Annotated in this window: 20 protein-coding genes; 5 read left to right on the forward strand and 15 right to left on the reverse strand. The window is 62.4% G+C overall.

Annotated elements, in window-relative coordinates:
* Positions 1–77: 77 nt before the first annotated feature.
* From AC1DYW_RS15430 to AC1DYW_RS15440, 3 genes are all read left to right on the forward strand, one after another.
* On the forward strand, positions 78–1,298 hold the full coding sequence (locus tag AC1DYW_RS15430) for a helix-turn-helix domain-containing protein (RefSeq protein ID WP_477226794.1): 1,221 nt from the start codon (positions 78–80) through the stop codon (positions 1,296–1,298).
* Positions 1,299–1,344: 46 nt separating this feature from the next.
* Positions 1,345–1,977, forward strand: a complete 633-nt coding sequence (locus AC1DYW_RS15435; RefSeq protein WP_477227085.1) for a Vgb family protein — start codon at positions 1,345–1,347, stop codon at positions 1,975–1,977.
* A gap of 108 nt (positions 1,978–2,085) precedes the next feature.
* On the forward strand, positions 2,086–2,916 hold the full coding sequence (locus AC1DYW_RS15440; protein WP_477226795.1) for an aldo/keto reductase: 831 nt from the start codon (positions 2,086–2,088) through the stop codon (positions 2,914–2,916).
* Positions 2,917–2,965: 49 nt separating this feature from the next.
* On the opposite strand, the gene AC1DYW_RS15445 is transcribed toward AC1DYW_RS15440, so the two are convergent.
* Positions 2,966–3,511, reverse strand: coding sequence for an autotransporter (locus tag AC1DYW_RS15445; RefSeq protein ID WP_477226796.1), 546 nt, complete (start codon positions 3,509–3,511; stop codon positions 2,966–2,968).
* Between the two features lie 102 nt (positions 3,512–3,613).
* Here AC1DYW_RS15445 and AC1DYW_RS15450 point away from each other — a divergent pair, with 102 nt between their 5' ends.
* Positions 3,614–4,366: a GntR family transcriptional regulator gene (locus tag AC1DYW_RS15450; protein ID WP_477226797.1), complete on the forward strand. Its 753-nt coding sequence runs from the start codon at positions 3,614–3,616 to the stop codon at positions 4,364–4,366.
* Positions 4,367–4,385: 19 nt separating this feature from the next.
* On the opposite strand, the gene AC1DYW_RS15455 is transcribed toward AC1DYW_RS15450, so the two are convergent.
* Positions 4,386–4,691 carry a hypothetical protein gene (locus tag AC1DYW_RS15455; RefSeq protein ID WP_095091288.1) on the reverse strand — a complete coding sequence of 102 codons (306 nt, stop codon included), beginning with the start codon at positions 4,689–4,691 and terminating at the stop codon, positions 4,386–4,388.
* 419 nt (positions 4,692–5,110) lie between these two features.
* On the opposite strand from AC1DYW_RS15455, the gene AC1DYW_RS15460 reads away from it, so the two are divergent.
* The gene (locus AC1DYW_RS15460; protein WP_457153091.1) at positions 5,111–6,613 is read left to right on the forward strand and encodes a helicase HerA domain-containing protein; all 1,503 of its coding nucleotides are present in this window, start codon (positions 5,111–5,113) and stop codon (positions 6,611–6,613) included.
* A gap of 132 nt (positions 6,614–6,745) precedes the next feature.
* Here AC1DYW_RS15460 and AC1DYW_RS15465 read toward each other — a convergent pair whose 3' ends face one another.
* From AC1DYW_RS15465 to AC1DYW_RS15525, 13 genes are all read right to left on the reverse strand, one after another.
* Complete coding sequence (locus AC1DYW_RS15465) at positions 6,746–7,015, reverse strand: hypothetical protein (RefSeq protein WP_477226798.1); 270 nt, start codon at positions 7,013–7,015, stop codon at positions 6,746–6,748.
* Positions 7,016–7,054: 39 nt separating this feature from the next.
* On the reverse strand, positions 7,055–7,258 hold the full coding sequence (locus AC1DYW_RS15470) for a DUF1127 domain-containing protein (RefSeq protein ID WP_477226799.1): 204 nt from the start codon (positions 7,256–7,258) through the stop codon (positions 7,055–7,057).
* Between the two features lie 86 nt (positions 7,259–7,344).
* Complete coding sequence (locus AC1DYW_RS15475; protein WP_477226800.1) at positions 7,345–7,644, reverse strand: DUF4242 domain-containing protein; 300 nt, start codon at positions 7,642–7,644, stop codon at positions 7,345–7,347.
* A gap of 194 nt (positions 7,645–7,838) precedes the next feature.
* A complete protein-coding gene (locus AC1DYW_RS15480) occupies positions 7,839–9,638 on the reverse strand; it encodes a winged helix-turn-helix domain-containing protein (protein ID WP_477226801.1) in 1,800 nt (599 codons plus the stop codon).
* 219 nt (positions 9,639–9,857) lie between these two features.
* Entirely contained in the window at positions 9,858–10,928 is a 1,071-nt protein-coding gene (locus AC1DYW_RS15485; RefSeq protein WP_457154433.1) for an adenylate/guanylate cyclase domain-containing protein, read from the reverse strand.
* Between the two features lie 3 nt (positions 10,929–10,931).
* The gene (locus tag AC1DYW_RS15490; protein WP_477226802.1) at positions 10,932–11,426 is read right to left on the reverse strand and encodes a Rab family GTPase; all 495 of its coding nucleotides are present in this window, start codon (positions 11,424–11,426) and stop codon (positions 10,932–10,934) included.
* A 13-nt stretch (positions 11,427–11,439) separates the two neighbouring features.
* Positions 11,440–14,415, reverse strand: coding sequence for an OmpA family protein (locus AC1DYW_RS15495; protein WP_477226803.1), 2,976 nt, complete (start codon positions 14,413–14,415; stop codon positions 11,440–11,442).
* 94 nt (positions 14,416–14,509) lie between these two features.
* Positions 14,510–15,175 carry a hypothetical protein gene (locus tag AC1DYW_RS15500; protein ID WP_095091773.1) on the reverse strand — a complete coding sequence of 222 codons (666 nt, stop codon included), beginning with the start codon at positions 15,173–15,175 and terminating at the stop codon, positions 14,510–14,512.
* A gap of 528 nt (positions 15,176–15,703) precedes the next feature.
* Entirely contained in the window at positions 15,704–16,690 is a 987-nt protein-coding gene (locus tag AC1DYW_RS15505; RefSeq protein WP_477226804.1) for an ABC transporter permease, read from the reverse strand.
* 88 nt (positions 16,691–16,778) lie between these two features.
* Entirely contained in the window at positions 16,779–17,753 is a 975-nt protein-coding gene (locus AC1DYW_RS15510) for an ABC transporter permease (RefSeq protein WP_477226805.1), read from the reverse strand.
* Complete coding sequence (locus AC1DYW_RS15515) at positions 17,750–19,324, reverse strand: sugar ABC transporter ATP-binding protein (RefSeq protein ID WP_477226806.1); 1,575 nt, start codon at positions 19,322–19,324, stop codon at positions 17,750–17,752. The genes AC1DYW_RS15510 and AC1DYW_RS15515 overlap by 4 nt, the downstream gene beginning before the upstream one ends.
* Positions 19,325–19,491: 167 nt before the next feature.
* Positions 19,492–20,526 (reverse strand): ABC transporter substrate-binding protein, encoded by a 1,035-nt coding sequence (locus AC1DYW_RS15520; protein ID WP_095091300.1) that lies wholly within the window; start codon positions 20,524–20,526, stop codon positions 19,492–19,494.
* A gap of 163 nt (positions 20,527–20,689) precedes the next feature.
* A complete protein-coding gene (locus tag AC1DYW_RS15525; protein WP_477226807.1) occupies positions 20,690–21,604 on the reverse strand; it encodes a sugar phosphate isomerase/epimerase family protein in 915 nt (304 codons plus the stop codon).
* Positions 21,605–21,716 lie beyond the last annotated feature (112 nt).

Genomic DNA, 21,716 nt, shown 5'->3' on the forward strand with positions numbered 1-21,716 from the left:
GCTTGCTGGTTGGCGGTCATGACTTAAGTTAGGGCGGGCAGTGCAGGGGTGGGAGTTACAAGTGTGACGGGATTTGAATGGACTCGCTGATCACGGCAGCGGCATTGGCGCTGGCCGCGGGCGATCCACTCGGGGCGCTGGACCGCGTCGCTCTGCGCGAGGACGCGCCGGCGCTGGCGCTGCGCGGCATCGCGATGGCGCAGCTCGGCGACCTCGACCGCGCCAAGGCGCTTTTGCGGCGGGCCGCGCGCGCCTTCGGCCCGAAAGAGGCGGTGGCGCGCGCCAGATGCGTCGTCGCCGAGGCGGAGATCGCACTGGTCTCGCGGGACCTGGGCTGGCCAGCCAAGGCGCTGGATGCTGCGCGGGCGACGCTGGAAAAGCATGGCGACCGGCTGAACGCCGCGCATGCCGGCCATCTCAAGGTACGGCGACTGTTGCTGATTGGCCGCCTCGACGAGGCTGAAGACGTGCTGGCCGGGCTCGACCCGGCGCCGCTTCCGCCGGCCTCGAGAGCCGCGCACGAATTGGCCGTCGCCGGCATCGCGATGCGGCGCCTCAAGACAAGGGCCGCGCGTACCGCGCTGGAGTGGGCGCGCCACGCCGCCCGCCGGGCCGGCATCCCGGGGCTGATGGCCGAGGTCGACAACGCATTCATGGCGCTGGACGCGCCGGCGGCGCGGCTGATCGCGCGTGGCCACGAGCGCCCCTTGCTGCTCGAGGAGGTCGAGGCGCTGCAGGCGTCGCCGGCATTGGTCGTCGATGCCTTGCGCTATTTTGTGCGCCAGCAGGAAACCATGGTCTCGCTGGCAACGCGCCCGGTGCTGTTTGCACTGGCGCGTACGCTGGCCGAAGCATGGCCGGCGGATGTGTCGCGGGCGACGCTTATCGCACAGGCTTTTGGCGGCAGGCACGCCGATGAATCGCATCGGGCCCGATTGCGGGTCGAGATCGGCCGACTGCGCGCCGAACTGCGCACGCTTGCCGACATCAATGCCACGAGCCAAGGCTTTGCGCTGGCGCCGCGCCAGGCGCCCGAGGTGGTGGTGCTGGCGCGGCCGATCGAGGAGCGGCACGCCGCGGTGCTGGCCTTGCTTGCCGATGGTGAATCCTGGGCGAGTTCGGCGCTGGCGCTGGCGCTTGGCACCGGCCAGCGCAGCGTGCAGCGGGCGCTGGAGCAGCTAGGCGAGGCCTGCAAGGTGCAGTCGTTCGGGCACGGCCGGGCGCGCCGCTGGATGACGCCGCCTGTGGCCGGATTCACGACGACCTTGTTACTCCCGGCCCCGCTGCCAAACGGTTAGAGCATGATCCCCGAAAATGCCCGATCATCTCAGTGAGGACAAAGACATGAAACATTCAGCGGCCGAAATCCTGCGCGAATACGGACCCTTTCCGGGCGTCGACACCGTGCACGGGGTAAGCTTCGACGGGCGCAACGTCTGGTTTGCCTCCGGTGAGAAACTGAACGCCTTCGATCCGGAAAGCGGGCAGGCGCTGCGATCGATCGATGTCGCCGCGCACGCTGGCACCGCCTATGACGGCCGGCATTTCTTCCAGCTTGCCGGGGATCGCATCCAGAAGATCGACCCCGACACCGGGGAGGTGCTGGCATCCATTCCGGCGCCTGGCGGCGGGCGCGACTCCGGGCTCACCTGGGCCGAAGGAACGCTCTGGGTGGGCCAATACCGGGAGCGCAAGATTCACCAGATCGACCCCGAAACCGGGGCAATCCTCCGCACCATCGAATCCAACCGCTTCGTCACCGGGGTGACCTGGGTTGACGGCGAGCTGTGGCACGCCACCTGGGAGGACGAGCAGAGCGACCTGCGCCGCGTCGACCCGCAAACCGGCAAGGTTTTGCAGAAGCTCGACATGCCGGCCGGCATGGGCGTCTCGGGGCTGGAATCCGATGGCGGCGGACGCCTGTTCTGCGGCAGCGTATCCGCCGGGGTGGTGCGGGCGGTGCGCCGGCCGAGCTGAGCTTGCACCCGGCGAATTCGACCGATGTCGACTGGTCGTTGCTCCCTGTCGAACCTAGATAGGGCATGCGCCGGGACCGCCCGGATCATCTTTTGCAAAGGACCTGCCATGCCTGAACAGATACCGTCGAACGACGGCTCCGCCATTCCCCAGCTCGGACTTGGCGTGTGGCAAGTCGACCAGGATATCACCGCCCGGGTGGTGGGTTGGGGGATCGAGGCCGGCTATCGTCTGATCGACACCGCCGAGGGCTATCGGAACGAGGATGGGGTTGGAGAGGCGATCCGCAGCTCCGACGTGCCGAGAGGCGAGCTGTTCATCACCTCCAAGCTGCGCAACGGCGCACACCAGCGCGATGCGGCGCTGCGCGCCTTCGACGAGACGATGGAGAAGCTCGGCATAGAGCAGCTCGACCTGTTCCTGATCCACTGGCCGGTGCCTAGCCAGGACAAATATGTCGAGGCGTGGAAGACACTGGTCGAACTCAGGCATGCCGGCCGCATCAAGTCGATCGGCGTTTCGAATTTCAACCAGGATCATCTGGAGCGGATCATCGGCGAGACCGGCGTGACGCCAGCGGTCAACCAGATCGAGCTGCATCCCCAGTTCCAGCAGCGTGGCGTCAGGGATTTTCATGCCAGCCACGACATCCGCATCGAAAGCTGGAGCCCGCTGGGCAGCGGCCGGCTGCTGAACGACCGGACCATCGAGGGCATTGCCGGCAAGCATGGCAAGTCCGCGGCGCAGACGATCATCCGCTGGCACCTTCAGGAAGGGCTGATCGTCATTCCAAAGTCGATCCGCAGGGATCGCATAGCAGCCAATTTCGATGTCTTCGATTTCGAGCTGGATGCGCAGGACCTGCAGGCGATCCGGGGAATGGATTCGCCAAACGGCCGCACCGGCCCAAACCCCGCCACGGCGTCGTTCCTGTTCTGAGGGGAAGGCTCTCCCTTCCCCCCTTGTTTGTGGGAGAAGGGCGCCTGCCTCAAGATCGCTCGATGGGCTGAGCGCCGGCCAGATAGCGATCGTTGTCAAACGGCTCGGCTTGATTGCTTTGCAGATCCCAGAGTTGTCGGTGGGTCGCCGGGAGATCGCCCAGATAGACATGAAGCGCGCCGGACCGTGCGCTGCCGGTGTTGGCGACCGAATGCACGGTATGCCGGGGCAGGTGCAGCACGGTGGGCGCGGTGGAGTCCTGCCGTCGCGGGGCATCGAGCTTGCTGGCGGCATCGGGATAGATGAAGTTCGTCTCGCCACCCCTGTAGATGCCGATCAGCGCGTCCATCAGGTGGTTGTGCGGCGGGTACTGCAGACCAGGCGACAGCGTGATGTGATAGATCGTCAAATTCCGGCTTGCATGGAGAAGCACCTCGTCGTCCTCTTCTTCATGAACGAGCACCCCCAAGGCATGGAGACGGTTCGTATGGTCGCCCAACACCGCCCTTATTCGTGCGAGGGGATCGGGACTTCCGGCAGCGTTGACGATATCATCGACAACCGCGTAGAGAGGCGAGCCAACCGGAACAGCCATTTCCACTTATCCCTTTTGAGGTGACCAGATGATCATTCTGAGATGCTCAAGGCTACTTAAAGTCGATGGCGGCGTCAACCGGATCGCCAGAACGGAACAAGCATGACTCCTCGTGATTTGACTGCCGCATCGACGAAACCGGCACTGTCCACTGGCACGGCCGCGGCCCCGTCGACCGCCGATCTGCTGCGCAGCGAGCAGGCGTACGAGCAGGTGAAGAGCGACATCGTCGCCTGCGTGCTTCGCCCCGGTGAAACGCTGACAGAAAAGCAGATTGGCGATCGATACCTGATCAGAAAGGCGACGATCCGCGCGGCGCTGACCCGGCTGATGCAGGAGGGCCTGGTCAGGAGCGAGCCGCGACGTGGCTATGTCATCACGCCACTGACGCTGCGCGATGTCACCGAGATCTTCGATGTCCGCGGTCTGATCGAGCCGGAAGTGTTCAGGGTGGGTGCGTCGGGCCTCACCGAGCGCGGGCTCGAAGATGTCAGGCAGGCAGCCAGAAAGGTGCTGAAGCCGGAGACGCTGCGCAGCCACGTTGCATTCCTGGCGGCGGATCGTGCCTTTCGTCTTGCCTTGGCGGAGCTGTCCGGAAATTCACGCCTGGCGCAGTTGCTGGGCCAGATACTCGACCAGTCGGAAAGGGCTCTCCACCTCGGATTCAGGTCGCGCGACTTCACGCAGCTGATCATCGGTCAGCAGAAGGACCTGGTTCATGCCTGCGAGGTGAGCGACGTTTCCGGCATCGTCAAACTTGCCCGCTCGCAGTGCCTCAATCTCAAGAAGCAGGTGCTCGAAGCCCTGCTGGCAGGCGCCAAGCTCCGGGAAACCAATCTGCAAGACTTCGCTTGATGGCCTGAGGCTTCGCGCCTCAAATCCCCGAGCCGTCGAGCTGCTGGGCGTCGTCGCCCTCCCAGGGGGCCGGCATGGAGGCGCGGCTGAGATTGGCTGTCGGCAACGGCATCCAGCATTTCAGTTCCGGTTCGGCGTATTCGACGACGCGTCCCGGCGAGGAGTCCGACGCGCGCCAGCCTTCGCTGGCGAACTGGTCGGCGCGCGACCAATAGGCGAGGTCGACTTCCGCCGGCCCCTGTTCGGACGGGCGAACCGTGACCAGGATGCGGCTGCCATCCCTCGGCGCCGTCGACATGTGGCGCCACCGTTCGGGCTCGTCCATCGCTTTTCCTCCTCGCACTTCCAGCGTTGGGGAAGTGTCGCCTCGCGCTCCGGGGCGGTCAACCCAAAGTTTGCGCCAGCGGGCGAGTCTCGACGCTGTTGGAACTTGGCGGGATCAGGCGAGGTTGGCGACCGACATATACTGCGAGAGGGAACTTGAAAACGTCGGTCGCCAGGGGGCGGTTGGGACGCACCACGTTGGGGACGCGATGCAAGGTCAGGCTAAGCGGATGCGGCGCGGCTTCAATCGGAACGCCGTCACATGGTGAACAGGTGGTTACTATCCACAGGGCTCCCTTGTTGTGGATGATCCGGAGACGGCCCTTGGCCTGTGCGCAACACGGCGCGGGCGGCCATGCGCGCTCGACGGGCTGTGATCGGGTTGATAAGCCCGTCTGCGAAAGGAGCGCCTGAGTCGAGATGACCGTTGCGATCGAGATGGGACACACGACCGCAGGCGCCGCGGCGACGCTCGATCTCGAGGAGCTGCTGGCGACGCGCCTTTTGGTGCAGGGCAATTCGGGCTCCGGCAAGTCGCATCTGTTGCGGCGGCTGCTGGAGCAGAGCGCCCCGTGGGTGCAGCAGACCATCATCGACCCCGAAGGCGACTTCGTGTCGCTGGGTGACCGTTTCGGCCATCTGGTGATCGATGCCGAGGAGCATACCGAGCGCGGCCTGCAGAGCGCCGGCGAGCGGGCGCGCATCCACCGCGTCTCCACCGTGCTCAATCTCGAGGGGCTCGACGCCGAGAATCAGATGCGGCGGGCCGCCGCCTTCCTCGGCGGGCTGTTCGAGGTCGCCCGCGACCACTGGTATCCGATGCTGGTGGTGGTGGACGAAGCGCAGCTGTTCGCGCCGGCGGTGGCCGGCGAGGTTTCGGACGAGGCGCGCAAGCTCTCGCTTGGCGCGATGACCAATTTGATGTGCCGTGGCCGCAAACGCGGGCTTGCCGGCATCATCGCCACCCAGCGGCTAGCCAAGCTCGCCAAGAACGTCGCTGCCGAGGCGTCCAATTTCCTCATGGGCCGCACCTTCCTCGATATCGACATGGCGCGCGCCGCCGACCTCTTGGGCATGGAGCGGCGCCAGGCGGAGGCGTTTCGCGACCTGGAGCGCGGCCAGTTCATGGCGCTCGGTCCGGCGTTGTCACGCCGGCCGCTCGGCCTGCGCATCGGCCCGACCGACACCAGTCCGCGCAACGGCACGCCGCGGCTGATGCCGCTGCCGGAAGCAGCCCTTGAGGACGCACGCGCCATCATCCTGGCAGCGCCGCCGCCCGAGACCGTGCGGCCGCAACGCCGGTCGTCGCCGGACCTGCTCGATCAACTGATGGCGGCGAAGTCGGCGGCACTCGAAATCCGCCCCGAGCCGGTGGAGCCGCAAATCAGCGCGGAGGACCTGGCCGAGCGCCGCGAGCGTGTGGACCGTGTGCTGCGCGCCATCCTGGCGCAGCCCGACGCGGGCTTCCGTGTCATAGGCGTGCTTTATCAAGAGTTCGTGGTGCGCTGCCGCATCGAGGGCCTTGCCTCGGTGGTGCCCGATCTGCCGGAGTTCCGCCGCATGCTGACGCGCGCCCGCGCCGGGCTCGGCTCCGACATGGCAGCAGGGGATGACGCCTGGCAGGACGTCTCGGTGCGTGCCTCGCTGCTGCCTGATGATATGCAGGGCGTGTTCATGATGATCGCCAGGGCGGCGAAGGAGGGTTGGCCTTGCCCGAGCGACGCCGCGATCGCCCGCGCCTACGGCTCGCACTCGCTGCGCCGTGCCCGGCGTCTCCTCACCTATATCGAGGAGCAAGGCCTCATCGTCTGCCAGCTCGACGGGGTAGGCCGGCGCACCGTGACGCTGGTCGAACTCGCCTGGGCAACGGCCCCGGGCGACCCCAATGCCGAGGAGGCGGAGCAGGGGCGCCTGGCGGTGTGAGGCGGCCGCCTCAGGTTTCCGGCCTGCCGCGAATTTGCGCCAGTGCCGACAGTCGCCAGCAGCCGCTGGCCGCACCTTTTCGGAACCATGCGCCTCATTACTTGATGTCTCGGTTTCGAGCGCCAATGTCGTTCAAGAGTGGCCATTTCGCATACGCCCGCCGGCATTTTCCCGCCGAGAGTGTGACCGCACCTTGACGTAGCGAGACGTCAAGATGCGGCCGATCTGGATGAGGTTCAGAAGCACAAAGAAGACATTCCAGCCGACCACGCTCATGAGCGGCGCCGGCTGGCTGTAGAAGTACACCGCGAGACAGGTTGCTGCTGCAGTCGTCAGTATCCGCAGCCGCAAAATATCCAGCGTGAAGTAGGCGACCACATACATGATGTTCGCCATGTTCATAAGAATTTCCATTTTCCAATTCCATCTAGTTGCGAACGATCAAATACGATCGTGCTTCAGATGCTCTCGAACGGCATACGAGATTGCATCGCGTCGAAGGCCTATGTCCTTCAGGATATGGTCTGGCAGAGCGCGTAAAGCCCTCTCGGTTCTGCGAGCCTTCAGCCCAATCGAAACATGCTTGAGGTAGTGAAACATTGTTTTCTCCATTCGGTAGGATTCGCGGTGCTGGTATGCGGGCATGCCGCCTGCAAGCGCCGTCTGTTCATTGCCTGTTGGTTGCGTGATGCTGCCCCACGCTGATGACGTGAGGCAGCAACTGGACTCCGTCAGGCGGCCGCTGCTGAAATCGGATCGTTTTGAAGGATGACGGTGTCGGCCACCGGGTAGAATTCCTCTCCCGGCATGCCGACGCGCTTGGCGTGATCCCGGATGGCCTCGCCGTCTTTCGCCTCGTAGATGCAGAAGGTGCCGATGCGCCCATCGGGTTCATTCACCACGTAACTGCGGATCCAGCGGACTTGGCCAGGCATCTGTTCCTTGGCCACCTTTGCTGATTTCGCGCCGGCGGCTTCGAGTTCCTGCAGAGATGCCCATGCGCTAGGGCGACGGATGACATAGAGGTTCACGATTTTTCCCTTTCGCTATCGCGCCGACCCATTGTCGGCGCCGCTGGTGCCATGCGTGTCTGCATGACGGGGAAAAATTACCTGCTGAGGGGACTGACCGTCCTTATCTCGAGCTTATCATTGGCTGATCTTCGCCCTGGCTTAGGCGGCAAGAGCTGATCCGTAGCTCATCGCGGCAGGCAAGCCAGCCGCGTTCAGGTGATGAGCTCTTGCCTGAGACCATCGATGAGCGATTGGCTATCGGGCAAAAGGCTGTGGCGAAGCAGTGCGGCTTCTTGGTCCAGGCGCTGCGATCCAAGGTGACGAGCCGATCTTTCGGCCGCCGTGATCTCTACTTTCGCGCCGCTGATGTCGCCCGAGCCGAGCAGAGCTCTTGCCAACTGCAGGCGAATCCTCGCCGCATGATAATCGACACCGGCGCTTGTCCAGAGTTGCCGGGCCAACAGCAGAAGGCGATTTTTGTTCGGGTCGTCCGGCGTGCAGAGTGCAGCCTTTGTTTCGGCTATCAGCGCCTGTGTCGCCGGTTGTCGCCAGCGTTGTGGTTGTGCATCGATTTCGGTCAGATAGATTGATGCTTGGTTCGAGCGTCCGCCGCGTGCTGCAATGCAGGCTGCATTGACCAACAGGTTTCCGCGCCGCTGAAGATGGAACCATGACACCCCTTGTAAGACACGGTCAATTGCAGCGAGCGCACCTTCCAAGTCGCCGGTTTCGAACAACAGCAAGGCATTGCCCGGTTCCGCGTCCCAGCCGAGTGCATAGGCCTGATCGTAGTCAGCTCGCGCCGACGCGAGATCGCCGATCATGGCGAAGATATCGCCACGGACCCGAAAGCCCTCGCCAAGCGACCAGGATTCCTCTGCAGAAAGTTTAGGAAGCGCGTCATTTATGCAAGCCAGGGCCTCGGGCAAAATCTGCTGCGCCGCAACCACTTCGGCACGATGAAGGTCACAGGCCCCTGACGTTTGGGCAAAGCTTGCGGTACACCAGCTTTCAAAACCTTCGCTCCACTGGCGAGCACGCGACCAATCGGCGAAAGTCCTGCAGCTCCAGAGGATGTTGCAGTAGACCAGGCTACCGGTGATCGGGTCCACCTGGCTCGACAACGCGATCGCCGCCGCATGGTTTTGCTGCTCGTTGCCCTCCTCGATCTTGCCAAGCGCCAGATTGTAAAATCCCTTGTAGGTCAGGGTCAGGGCTCGCAGGCCAGGGTCATCGCAATGTTCAGCTATCGAGTGGGCGGCCGAAGCCAATTGAAGCGCTTCCTCAGGGCGGCCGCCTGAGGATGCAAGACGCGACTTCATCCATAGCAGATACGATTCCGTGCTCGCGTCCTTGGACTGAGAAAGAAGCGAAGCAGCACGTTCCAGCCATCCCTCCGCAACGGCAGCCGCTCCCCGTTCGGCTTGGATCTTGGCAAGTGTCACAGCGGATCTGGCGGCGCGCGCTGAATCCCCAGCCTCGATATGAGCAGCAACGGCGCGGGTCAGCACAGGGATCGCCTCGGTCGGCCGCCCTCCGCATTCAACGACCAAAGCCCAAAGATCGATATCCGCCGGAGAGAGAGCTTCAATATCCGCAAGACCTGCGAAGAGCTTTGCTGCCGCGCTCCAATCGCGTGCCGACGCTAGCCTGCGAGCCTGCGCAAGGTTGTCGTCTCCCGCGAACGTGGCAGGCCGCACGTAGCCCAATCCTGGCTCATCGATTGCGAAGCGATAGCCGTGGCGGACGTAGCTGTGTATTGCGTCCTGCAATCCGCCCGCTGCAAGGGCCTTGCGTGTAAGGCTAACCACCCGTTGAAGCGAAGCTTCTGTCACAATGACATCCGGCCAAAGAGCGTCCATCAACTCCTCTTTGGGTACAACTCTGCCTGCGTTGCGAACCAGATACGCGAGCAAGTCAAAGACAAGCGGCTGGATTTTCTGCCCAACGCCCTCCAGGGACAGTTTGCGGGCAGCTTCATCAAGTTCGAATTGTCCAAACGAATGGTGCATCGCCGTCTTCCGATGCTGCAGTCTACCTTATCGATCTCAGATATGGGAGCGGCCCCGTTCTAGTTGACGGCAACCCGACTTAAGCTTGCAAAGAAAGGCGGCCGCGACTGTCATTCTTGTGGTTCACGGAACGTGTCTTGCTTGGTTGGCTTGGCGAAAGATGACATTCGCTGGCTTGAAATGAAATGCGCTGCAGGGTTGGCACAGCCAAGTGGCAAATCAGGCCCGCAGCCGCCACATGCGCACACGACCTGTGCCACGCAATTCCGTTTCCTCGAGTGGGTCGCAAGCGAAATCTGGTCCAAGCAGTGTGTGAGTTGCATCCGAAATACGGATTTCATCGGGCTCGGCGGACGTTTGAATCCGTGAGGCGAGATTGACGGTGTCGCCCCACAGGTCATAGGCAAACCGCTTTTTGCCGATGACGCCGGCGACGATCGGTCCTGAGTGAATTCCAATTCTCAGTCTTAGCGGTTCTCCTGCGAAGCGTTCGCGCCGACCCGCCTCGCGCAGTTCAAGTGCATAGTGCGCAAGGGCTTCCGCATGATCGGATCGCGCGGCGGGCAGGCCGGCGACCACCATCACACAATCGCCGATTGTCTTGATCTTTTCGCAGCCATATCTTTCCGAGAGCTGATCCGCCACCTTGAAGAAGTAATTCAAGATAGCGAGCGTCGTCACGGCTCCGACGCTGCGCGCTCTTTCCGTAAAACCGACGATGTCGGCAAAAAGCACACTCACCTCTGCGTGGTTGTCCGCAATCTGTTCGTGCGCCTTTAGCCGCTCCGCGATCGACGCCGGAAGAATGTTGAGGAGCAGGGTTTCGGCGCGCTGGTATTCACGCGACAATCCCTCCTGGCTCTCCCTCAACGCCTCGTTCGTCGATCGTAATTTCTCGTTGAGTTGACGCTCCCTCTCTTGCAGGAGCGTCATTTCATAAGCCTTCTGTTGAAGCCGCTGCCTGTTGTCGCGTTCGGCAGTGGCGTCAAGAAAGAGCAGCCACACGCAGTCATCGTCAGCAAAAAGATGAAGGTCCGCGACACGCCCGCCGGGCAGTTCGATCATGGCCATATGAAATGGAAGCTCCGGGCAAGGCAGCAAGCCTTCCATGAATGCAAGCTGATCGGCAACAGGCTTACCAATGCGAAGTGATGAGAGTTCGTAATGTTTAAGATTGCCGCCCTTCGCAACTATGCAAAGCTCTGCGTCAATTTTCAGATACGCGACAGAGTGCTCACGATAGAAGAAGTTGAAAATCCAGCTTCTGACTTCTCTTGGCAATCCATGCATGGTCTATTCGGTGACCATCGAAGCAAGCTGACGAAATGCGTCATCGACACATTCACCCGAAAGCGCGCTTGTCAGATAGATTTGCCATCCAAGTTGCCTCAGTCCGTCAATCTCACTATCCGGTATTGCCCACCGATCGGCCAGATCGGATTTGTTGAACAGCAACACGAACGGCATGGGCCCGAATTCGGCCTCGACCCGCTCGCGCAGCGTGAGCGCCACGGCAAGAGTGGCGGCGCGGGTTCCATCGACGACAAGCACGAGCCCGGTCGCACCTCGCACATAGCTGACGCGGAATGAGCCGATATCGTCTTCGCCGGCCAAATCCCACAAAATCAGATCCACGGTTTTGTCCGCGAGTACGACACTCTTCTTGTCGATTTTCACTCCCACCGTGGTCAAGTAAGTTTCCGAAAAGATGCTTTGCACGAACCTGCGCACCAGGCTCGTCTTTCCGACAGCGAACCCGCCCAACATGCAGATCTTTTTTTGCAGCATCGTGGGCCCCGCCCTAGTCCAGGTTTACCGTAACCGAAACCCGGCGATTGGTGGAGCTACCAGTTTGAATATTTTCAGGCACCAACGGCTCAAAAGTTCCCGCGCCCCGAACCAGCAGCAGTTCCGGAGGGACGCCGCGCTTGTTGAGAAGCGCGCGAACTGTCTCGGCGCGGGCGGCGCTGATCGACGCGTTGGCCGTCTCACGGCCAGTGGCGTCCGAATGCCCGGTTAACATGAACCGCGCTGTTACGCCTGACTTGCGGGCATTCTGGGCGAATTCCTTGATTTGATCCGCCAACCTGTCGAGAACCGGCACCTGCTCTGGTCCCGGCACAACTTTGCCGGACGAGAAGAAAATATCGGTCGTCTGGATGGCTTCTCTCAAATAATTAAGTTCTGCAAGGTTTAGCTCACGCAGCTGCGAGACATCCAGAACCACTCCGTCCGCCGAAAGTTGCTCGGAGGCGGCCTGCGCCCGAGTGATCCAGGCGGCAGGAGCCTCACCCACGACAACGATGCGACCTTGGACGATCGAAACCTGAACCGATTTCGGCGGGGTCAGCGACGCCGTCAGCCGCTTCACCACGAACTTCGGATCAAGGCTCTGATAGAATTGCCACTGTGAATGAACGCGGGCAGGATCAACCTCCGTTCCGGACAGCAGAGCTTGCGGGTCGGCGGCAAGCGGGTCTCTCAGGCCGGAAATGTAGAAATGTCCACCCCTCGCTGTTTGTTGGGCGACGATGATTCCCGGTTGAGCCTCAAGTCGCGACACATAATATTGCCAGTGCTCTGCCGCTCGTGCGTCGGGGCTCACATCACGAACCTTGGAGATGTCGAATTCCGGTCCGCCTGCCGAAAGCTGTCGGGCTGCTGCGCGCGCCTTGTCTATCCAGGTGTCGGGAGCCTCACCCTCGGCAACGATGCGATCATTGACGATTGAAAGTCGTACTGTATCCGGCGGATACAGCGACGCTGTCAGCCGCTTCAACACGAACTCCGGCTCAAGGCTCTGATAGAATTGCCACTGCGAATGAACCCGGGCGGGATCGACCTGCGTTCCGGACAGCAGCGACTGCGGGTCGGCGGCAAGCGGGTCTCTCAGGCCGGCAATATAGAATTGGCCATCGCGTATCTTTTGATCTGCAACGATGATGCCCGGCTGGGTCCCCAGTCGCGACACATAGGCCTGCCAGCGCTCCGCCTCGCGTGCTTCGGGGCTTACATCGCGGACTCTGGAGATATCGAAGACCGGCCCGCCTGCCGAAAGCTGCTGGGCCGCGGCCTGCGCCCGGTTGATCCACGTGTCGGGAGCTTCACCCTCGGCAACGATGCGATCATTGACGATCGAAAGCCGTATCGAATCCGGCGGAGCCAGCGACGCCGTCAGGCGCTTCAACACGAACTCCGGCTCAAGGCTCTGATAGAATTGCCACTGCGAATGAACCCGGGCGGGATCTACCTGCGTTCCGGACAGCAGCGACTGCGGGTCGGCGGCAAGTGGGTCTCTGAGGCCGGCAATATAGAATTGGCCATCGCGTATCTTCTGATCTGCAACGATGATGCCCGGTTGGGCCCCCAGTCGCGACACATAGGCCTGCCAGCGCTCCGCTGCGCGTGCTTCGGGGCTAACATCACGAACCTTGGAGATATCGAAGACCGGCCCGCCTGCCGAAAGTTGTTGGGCGGTGGCACGCGCCCGGTCGATCCACGTGTCGGGAGCCTCACCCTCGGCAACGATGCGACCGTTGACGATCGAAAGTCGTACTGTATCCGGCGGGGCCAGCGACGCCGTCAGCCGCTTCAACACGAACTCCGGCTCAAGGCTCTGATAGAATTGCCACTGCGAATGAACTCGAGCGGGATCGACTTGCGTTCCGGACAACAGCGACTGCGGGTCGGCGGCAAGCGGGTCTCTCAGGCCGGCGATATAGAATTGGCCGCCGCGCATCTGGTGTTCCGCAACGATGATGCCCGGCTGGGTCTCCAGTCGCGACACATAGGCCTGCCAGCGCTGCCCGGCTTGCCAGGAAAGAAAGAACCAACCGCCTGCGGGTACCAAAACCAGCAGGACTGCAGCCACCACCAGCCACGGAAATCCCTCGTTTGAATCCTCCTGCTTCAGTTCAACACAGGTCTGTAGCTGCGCCTCTACGCCGGCCAACTGCGAACTGTCGCCGTCAAACTGCTCTAGAGCTTCTGAGCTCTCATCGTGGATGCGAAGCAGTACGTCGCGAATTATTTCATGTAATTCCTCTGGCGGATTTCCGCGGATCACCGCAACCAAGGTCGCAAACGGTCCAACTTCCGACCAAAGACGAAGCTCCCCGAAACGGATAGTGTCCAGTCCGCTCTGTTCTTTCTCGTTGAATGAGTCCTTCACAAAATCTTGAATTGCACTAAGCATCGAAGAAATTAGTTGAGGGTCTTCGCTCGTTGCATTTTCGGCGGCTACATGTGTAATCAATAGCCCGGAATTGCGGTTAATGAGAAAGACATGCTCTACTTGATAGGAGAGGGAATGCTTAAGGACAACTTCTGAGAAGCTCGTTCCTGTCCTCCAAGCTTCAAATCTCCACTTAAGTCCATGCCAGGTAAATATATGCCTTAAAGATTCGTTCAGCGACTGAAAGGTCTGGTCGATCTTTTCGCCGATCGACTTGCGAATAGCCGGCAGAAACACCGGGTATAATATATCCGTCAGCGTGCGCGGGTTCTTCTGGATGGACCGTCGCACGGCCCGCTCGACAACTGGCGCAAAGGCCTCGCCGAGTTGCGCATGAGACGCCGATGCGGCTGCGCTGGGGAGAACGTCCCCCACTGCGGCCGCAAGCTGCTCGGGTTCGTCGAGCAGGTGCGTAACGCGTGAAAGCTCAGAAATTTCGCGGCCGACCAGCAGCTCGCGAAGTGTGTCCATGCGATGGTCGGCGGCTGGAACGTCGAAATGCGCATGATTGTCCGGATCGACGTTCCGGGCAATTTCGACCAACAGCCTAGCCAGAGCCTCGCGATCAATCTCGGTATCGTTCGAGGCTGTACTTTGAGGAAGGTTGACTGGGTCGACGGTTGACGTCAAATTCCGATCAACTCACTTTCCAGCTGCGTTCCGAGTTGTTCTTGTTACCTACGGGATCCTGATTCAGACATTTTGCAACCTCGACAAACAGGCCAGCCAAAAGATTTCGGTCGGTCTTGACGTTGCTGAGATCGGAGAACATTTTCTCCATGATCATCTGAACGGTTTCATTCTTTTGCTTGATATCCTCACGCAGCGAATGATCATTTCGATTCATCCGATCCGCAACATCGCGCTCAAGCTCGCTCAATTGATCCGACAACGCGCGCACCTGCTTTTCAAGTGCCTGATTTTGCTCGCGAAGGTTCCGGTCAATCTCCTTGTCGGCCTCGGCTCGTGCGTCTTTTTCGTTCCGCAATTGCGCCGCAAGCGATTCGACCTGCTTCTTTGCATTTGACTCGTACATTTCGAGATTGCGCTTGGCCTCGGATTCGACATCCTTGAAGCGCTGCAAGAACCGTTCTTCAAGCTTGGAAAACCGGCGGTCATAGTCCTGCATCTGGTTGCCGAACAGCAGATCGCGTATCTTGTCGACACCTACAGCGTCGCCGGAGCCTCCGCCCTCGCGAGCCTGGGCCGCCATGAAGTTCAGCCCGTTACCCTCTGCATTACCCATCAGATTTACGTCCGCTTTAACTGCTGGAGAAGCGGCATTCGCAGATTCCTTGGCCATCTTTTTGCCCCAATTGCCATAGTGCAAAACTCGGAAACAGATAAATATGTCAGTAAATTAGCAAGGCTGCAAGCTAGAATCTTCTTAGCTTAAGCCGATCCCAGCGTCCCCTTTTCGCCTCTTGGACCAGCAACAAAGGCACGAGTTCCGATTGGTGTCACTCTTGTATTTCTTTGTAGTGGCGGCCAAAGCCGGCTAAGCCAATCGCCAGTTGGATGAAGTCTACTTGCCAAGGGAGTGAGACAAAGTCGGCTATAGCTGCTGGAGCGCAAATGAGCTTCCAAGAGTCTTTCGATCCATCGCAGCTCGCTGACATGTCGGCTCGCATATACTGCGTCACATCCAGCTGTATACTGCGACCACCGGCTTGCGATGCGGGCCCAAAGCTGGAAGGAAGGGTCTTCTTTCGGGACGGAGAATGGCTGTTCGAGAATGCCGGGGACAGCGACCGTTGTCGGCGGCAAGGCTGCCTGTTGCCTCTGTGGCCGAAACGCGGCGCGAAGCGGAAATTCGCTTCCGCGCCCACCCCTACCTTTCCTCCACAATCCTTAGATACGCCGCCGTCACGAACAGCACAATCAGCCCGAACAAGATCCGCCTGGCCCCTTCCGGCATTTGCAGGATGGTCAGCAGCGTCGTCAGCACGGTGAGGATCAGGGCGCCGATGATGGTGCCGGTGTAACCGCCGCGGCCGCCGAAGATCGAGGTGCCGCCGATCACGGCTGCCGCCACCGAAGGCAGCACCAGCGGTTCGGCGAGCGACAGGGAGGGGGCCTTGATCAGGCCGATATAGAGCAGGCCGGTGATGCCGGCGAGCACGCTGGAGATGACGTAGAGCGCCGTGATGACCTGCCAGTATCGCACGCCGGAGAGGCGGGTCGCGCGCTCATTGTCGCCGACGGCGTAGAGCAGGCGGCCGAAGCCGGTGCGGCTCAAGGTGAAGACGATGAGTGCGGCCAGCGGCACGAACAGCAGCAGGGCGTTGGGTACGCCATATGTCAGGCCGGTGCCGAGCCAGGCGAGGAAGTCTGGGATCTTGGCGCCCGACGCGATCACCGTGCGCTGGTAGACCTGCAGGCAGCCGGTGCCGATCAGGCTGGTGCCCAGCGTCATGATCAGCGGATGGACGCGGAAGACGCCGACGCCTATGCCGTTGACCAGTCCGATCAGCACCGCCGGCATCATCGCCAGCGCGAAGGCCACCGCCGGGTCCTGGTTGACGATTTGCGTGGCCATGATGAAGGCGCTCATCGTCGCCACCGTGCCAATCGACAGGTCGATGCCGCCGGTCAGCATGGTCATGGTCTGGCAGCCGGCGAGGATCGCCAAGGGAATGGCGAATTTGATGGTGTTGGCGATCCAGCGTTCGTTGACGATGCCGGGGCGCAGGATCTGCAGGATCACCACCAGGATGACGAGCAGGATGATCAGCGGGATCAGCGGTCGGTCGGCCATAAAGCGCTTTACGCGGCGGCCGAAGGGGACAGGTTGGGGAGAGATCGCGGTTGTGCTCATGACGCTCGTGCTCGCGATTGGTTTCGCCCGATGTTGGTTCGGTTGACGGGAGGGGATAGTGCTCCACGACGCCCCATTTCATGCCCGCTCATGACTGCCGGCTCCGCATGGTGATGAAGGCGCCGAACATCACCACGGCGACCATGATAGCGCCTTCGATGATGGCGGTGACGTTGGGGTCGATGGCAAGCAGCGTCAGGTCGGTGCGCACCAGCCGCAGCACGAAGACGGCGACGATGGGGCCGAGGAGGCCGCCTTTGCCGCCACCGAGTGCGACGCCGCCGAGAACCACCGCCGCGACGCTGGCGAGCAGATAGGGGCCGGGAATGGGCGCACCGATGCCGGTGCTCATGGTCAGCGCCAGCCCGCCAAAAGCGGCAAACAGGCCCGACAGCGCATAGGCGATGATGCGGGTGCGCGCCACCGGGACGCCACTGCGGAACGCCGCCAGCTCGCTCGAGCCGATGGCATAGATGGAGAGGCCGAGGCGTGACCGCCTGAGCGGTATCCAGATGATGCAGAGGCAGACGATGAGCAGCAGCAAAGCCTTGGGCAGCCAGGCATCGATGCCGTCGGGCAGGCCGGGTATCGACACCGTGCCCGAGATCAGCGCCTTCAGCCATTCGGCCGCCGCACCGCCCGGCGCATCGAGTACCAAAAGGGCAGCGCCTTGCAGCACGAACAAAGTGGCCAGTGTGACGACGATGTCGGGCACCCGGGTGACGACGATCAGCATTCCGTTGATGGCGCCGAGCACGAACCCCACGGCGAGCACGAACGGCACCACGAACAGCGCATATTCTTCGCTGGCGCCTGACATCATCGAGGCGGCGGTGACGCTGGTCAGCGCCATCATGGCGGCGACCGACAGGTCGATGCCGCCGGCGATGACGACGACGGTCTGGGCGGCGACCGCGAAGGCGTAAGGCAGCACGGCGCGTACGAGCGAGCCGAAATCGCCGCTGCCATAGGCCGGCTGGATCAGTTTTGTGATGATGAACAGGACGACGAAGAGGGCGAACAGGCCGGCGACCCAGCCCTGGCGGCGCAGGAAATGGCTCATGGCGTCGGCCCCGGCGTGTTTGAATCCGAGGAACTCGCGCTCTCAGGCGAAGAAGCGTGGGGATCTGCCAAAATGCCGATGTCGGCCTTGGCGCCGCGCGGCAGGCCGTAGGCGGCGCGCATCAGCGCCGGCTCGTCGGCCTCCTCGACCGCGAAGATGTCGACGACGCGGCCGCCGAAGATCACGATGACGCGGTCGCAGACACGCTGCACCTCCTCCAGTTCGGAGGTGTAGAACAGCACCGACTTGCCGTGGCCGGCGACCTCGCGCAGCAGTTTGTAGATCTCCTGCTTGGTGCCGACATCGATGCCGCGCGTCGGGTCGAAGCACAGCAGGGTCCGTGTGTCGGCGGCGATCCAGCGGGCGATGGTCACCTTCTGCTGGTTGCCGCCGGAGAGACGCTGCACTTCCCCTTGCGCGCGGGTGTCGATCTGCAGCCGCTCGATGGCGCTGACCACCTTGGCGCGCTCCTGGCGCATGGCGATCGGCCCCCAGTTGCGCAAGGCGGCACTGAAGGGCAGCGCGATGTTCTCGCGCACCGAGCGCTGCATGGCCAGCGCCTCGGCGCGGTCGCCTGGCACATATGCGAGGCCGGCGCTGATGGCGTCGATCGGGTGGGAGAATTTCGCAGGCTGGCCGTCGACCTCTATTGCGCCGCCCGATGGACGGATCGAGCCGGCAAGAGCGGCGAACAGCTCGTCCTGGCCCTGGCCCTCAAGCGCGACGACGCCGGCGACCTCGCCATCGGCGAGATCGAAAGAGACATCGTTGAGCTTGGTTCCGACGCGCAGATTGCGCACCGCCAGCCGCGGGCGGGCAGGGGCGGCTGCGGCCTTCTGGCTGGCGCTGCGGGCGGCGACATGGGTCTTGACGATGCGTGTGCCGAGCATCAGCTCGACGATCTTTTCCTCGACGCCGGGCACGATGTCGACGACGCCGACGGTCTCGCCGTCGCGCAGCACGGTGGCGCGGTCGCACAGCGCCGAGATCTCGACGAAGCGATGCGAGATGAAGATCACCGCGCGGCCGCTGTCACCCTGGCGGCGCACGACTTCCAGGACCTTTTCGGCGAGGTTGGCGGGCAGCGCCGCCGTCATCTCGTCGAGCAGCAGCACGTCGGGCTCGACGGCCAGCGCACGCGCCAGGTCGAGCACGCGCAGCACGGCCAGCGGAATGTCGCGGGCGGTGTCGCGGATATCGAGATCGGGAATGCCGAGTTCGCGCACCCAGGCGCGGAACGGCTCGACCGGCGTGCCGGTCAGCCTGAGATTGGACAGCACGTCGAGATCGGGGATCAGCGACGGTTCCTGGTAGACGGGTAAAAGGCCGGCGCGGCGGGCGGCGGCGGGCGAGCGTATGTCGCGGGCCTCGCCACGGATCAGGATACGCCCGGCATTGGCAGGAATAGCGCCGGTCAGGATCTTCACCAGCGTCGACTTGCCGGCGCCGTTGGCGCCCATCAGCGCGTGCACCTCTCCCGGCAGCACCGAAAGCGATGCGTTGCGCAGCGCGGCAACGGCGCCGTAATTCTTGGCGACGCCGGTGGCGTCGAGGAGCGGGTTGCTGGTCAAATCCGGTGGTTCTCGGGTTGCGTGCTCGGATCACTGCGAATGTCAGCGCCGCCCCTCACTGTCCTGCCGGACGACGACGTTCCTCTCCCCGTCTCTATACGGGGAGAGGATGCCGGCAGGCAGGTGAGGGGCGGCGCCGACCGACGGCCGTTAGCGAAAGCCCAGACTTACTCGCCCGGGCCTTTGCAGGCGACGATCTGGTCCTTGGTGTAGGTGGTCCAGTCGGGGATCGAGATCGAGACCGGCCATTCGGGGCTCAGCGACGGGTCGGCGGCGGCCTTCAGCTTGGCCTTGCCTTCGTCGGTGGCGTTCTCCCACAGCTGCGGCTCGACAAGCACGGTCTGTTGTGCCGGCTTCTTGCCGTCGAGGATCTGCAGCGCCAGCGTCACGCCAGCGCCGCCGATCGAACCGGGGTTGGTGACTGCGGCGCCGACGAGACCCTTCACCGAGCTCAACTGGCCGACGAAGCCGGCATTGTCGGCACCGACGATCGGCACCAGCGGCGCCTGCGACTCGACCAGCGCGTCGACGATGACGTTGTCGATGCCGGAGGTCCAGATGCCGTTGATCGGCGTTCCCGTCGAGAGGAAAGAAAGGATCTGCTGCTTGGCCTGGTCCTGCTGCCAGCCGGTGAAGACTTCCTGTGCGACCTTCACGTCTGGGAATTCGGCCAGCGCCTTCTTGAAGCCCTTGTCGCGGTCGCTGTCGGCGGACGCGCCGGCGGCACCGCGCATGTAGAACACTTCGCCCTTGCCGCCCATCTGTCCGAACAGCCATTTGGCGCCGAGATAGGCGTACTGCTCCTGGTTGTTGGAGATGATGTAGGCAGACGGTTCGGTGACCGCCTGGTCGACGGCAACGACGACGATGCCGGCCTTGGTGGCTTCCTCGAGGCCCGCCTTGATGCCGGCCGGATCGGCCGGGTTGACGACAATGGCGTCGACCTTGGCGCTGATCAGGTTGCGGATGTCTTCGAGCTGGCCGGCCGCATCGGTGTTGCGGTGGGCGATGTTGAGCTTGGCCACCTCGCCGGAGGCCAGCGCCTGCGCCTTCATGGCGCACACCATCTCCTCGCGCCAGCCATTGCCCTGCACGGTGTTGGAGATGCCTATGGTGTATTTGCCAGCGGCGGACGAGGCGCCCACTGAGGCCAGGAAGGCCGCGCCGGCAAGTAGCGGGACCATGGTCAGATATTTCTTCATTTCAGACTTCCTCCACATTGTTTTTCAGTTCAGTTCCAAGCCGTTAAACCGCGTCGCGCAGAAAGAGATTCACGCGGCGCGCCTTAAGTTCTTGTGCTTGTTCCATGCATGTCATTGTCCCAAAATCGCTCCTCCGCGCTTTGGGCGACATGCATTTGCGCCGTCATTTCACGAACGGACGCAGCACGTCGCGGGCGAGCAGAAAGCCCCGCTTCACCTGATCGTCGCTGCCTTCAAATCGCCTGTCCTCGTGTTCGATGATGATGGGTCCGTCATAGCCGGCCCGGTAGAGGCCGGAGAAGAGGCCGCTCCAGTCGACATCGCCGAGCCCCGGCATGCGCGGCACCTGCCAGCCTATGCCAGCCGAGAGGATTCCGCGCTCGTAGAGTCCATCATGATCAATCATCAGGTCCTTGGCGTGGGCATGCAGCATGTAGGGGCCGAATTCCCGGATGAAGCGGGCCTGGTCGATCATCTGCCAGACCAGGTGCGAAGGGTCGAAATTCATGCCGACATCGCCGCCCCAGGCTTCCAGGATGCGGCGCCAGACCTGCGGCGAATAGGCGATGTTGTGCCCGCCCGGCCACTCGTCATAGCTGAAGATCATCGGGCAGTTCTCGAAGGCGAGCTTGACGCCATGGCCGCGCGCATGGGCGACGATTTCGGGCCAGACCTTGAGCGCCTCCTGCCAGTTGACGTCGACGGTCTTGGCGGCATCGCCACCGCAAAAAGTGTTGACGACAGTTACGCCCATATTGGCGGCCAGCACGATCACCTTCTTCAGATGGCCGATGACAGCCTCGCGGTGTGCGGCGTCGGGGTGCAGCGGGTTGGGATAGTAGCCGAGGCCGGAGACCGAGAGGTTCTTCTCCGCCAGCAAGGCGACGATCTCCCTGGCCTGCGCGGCGGAAGTCGAGGCGGCGTCGATGTGGCTGGTGCCGGCATAGCGGCGGCTGGCGCCCGACGATTTCGGCCAGCAGGCGATTTCCAGCGCCTCGAAGCCGGCGGAGCTTGCCCAGCCGGCGACCTCGCCAAGCGGCGTCTCCGCGAAAGGTGCGGTGAGTAGTCCAAGTTTCATCATGCCTCCCCTGAACAGTTCATCGTTTCACGGAACGAGGAACCGTTCTATCCCTTTGTTTTTGCCGCAATTCCGGGCGGAAAGCCGTTTCACACTTTTCCTGGAATTGCTC

Source organism: Mesorhizobium sp. P2_D5, from assembly GCF_056404355.1.

Bases quoted from the DNA above. Each gene is read 5' to 3' on its own strand.
- AC1DYW_RS15435 (WP_477227085.1), top strand. From the start codon at position 1,345: ATGAAACATTCAGCGGCCGAAATCCTGCGCGAATACGGACCCTTTCCG.
- AC1DYW_RS15485 (WP_457154433.1), bottom strand. From the start codon at position 10,928: ATGCATGGATTGCCAAGAGAAGTCAGAAGCTGGATTTTCAACTTCTTC.
- AC1DYW_RS15440 (WP_477226795.1), top strand. From the start codon at position 2,086: ATGCCTGAACAGATACCGTCGAACGACGGCTCCGCCATTCCCCAGCTC.
- AC1DYW_RS15460 (WP_457153091.1), top strand. From the start codon at position 5,111: ATGACCGTTGCGATCGAGATGGGACACACGACCGCAGGCGCCGCGGCG.
- AC1DYW_RS15520 (WP_095091300.1), bottom strand. From the start codon at position 20,526: ATGAAGAAATATCTGACCATGGTCCCGCTACTTGCCGGCGCGGCCTTC.
- AC1DYW_RS15510 (WP_477226805.1), bottom strand. From the start codon at position 17,753: ATGAGCCATTTCCTGCGCCGCCAGGGCTGGGTCGCCGGCCTGTTCGCC.
- AC1DYW_RS15500 (WP_095091773.1), bottom strand. From the start codon at position 15,175: ATGGCCAAGGAATCTGCGAATGCCGCTTCTCCAGCAGTTAAAGCGGAC.
- AC1DYW_RS15450 (WP_477226797.1), top strand. From the start codon at position 3,614: ATGACTCCTCGTGATTTGACTGCCGCATCGACGAAACCGGCACTGTCC.
- AC1DYW_RS15455 (WP_095091288.1), bottom strand. From the start codon at position 4,691: ATGGACGAGCCCGAACGGTGGCGCCACATGTCGACGGCGCCGAGGGAT.
- AC1DYW_RS15430 (WP_477226794.1), top strand. From the start codon at position 78: ATGGACTCGCTGATCACGGCAGCGGCATTGGCGCTGGCCGCGGGCGAT.
- AC1DYW_RS15445 (WP_477226796.1), bottom strand. From the start codon at position 3,511: ATGGCTGTTCCGGTTGGCTCGCCTCTCTACGCGGTTGTCGATGATATC.
- AC1DYW_RS15525 (WP_477226807.1), bottom strand. From the start codon at position 21,604: ATGAAACTTGGACTACTCACCGCACCTTTCGCGGAGACGCCGCTTGGC.
- AC1DYW_RS15470 (WP_477226799.1), bottom strand. From the start codon at position 7,258: ATGCCCGCATACCAGCACCGCGAATCCTACCGAATGGAGAAAACAATG.
- AC1DYW_RS15505 (WP_477226804.1), bottom strand. From the start codon at position 16,690: ATGAGCACAACCGCGATCTCTCCCCAACCTGTCCCCTTCGGCCGCCGC.
- AC1DYW_RS15465 (WP_477226798.1), bottom strand. From the start codon at position 7,015: ATGAACATGGCGAACATCATGTATGTGGTCGCCTACTTCACGCTGGAT.
- AC1DYW_RS15480 (WP_477226801.1), bottom strand. From the start codon at position 9,638: ATGCACCATTCGTTTGGACAATTCGAACTTGATGAAGCTGCCCGCAAA.
- AC1DYW_RS15490 (WP_477226802.1), bottom strand. From the start codon at position 11,426: ATGCTGCAAAAAAAGATCTGCATGTTGGGCGGGTTCGCTGTCGGAAAG.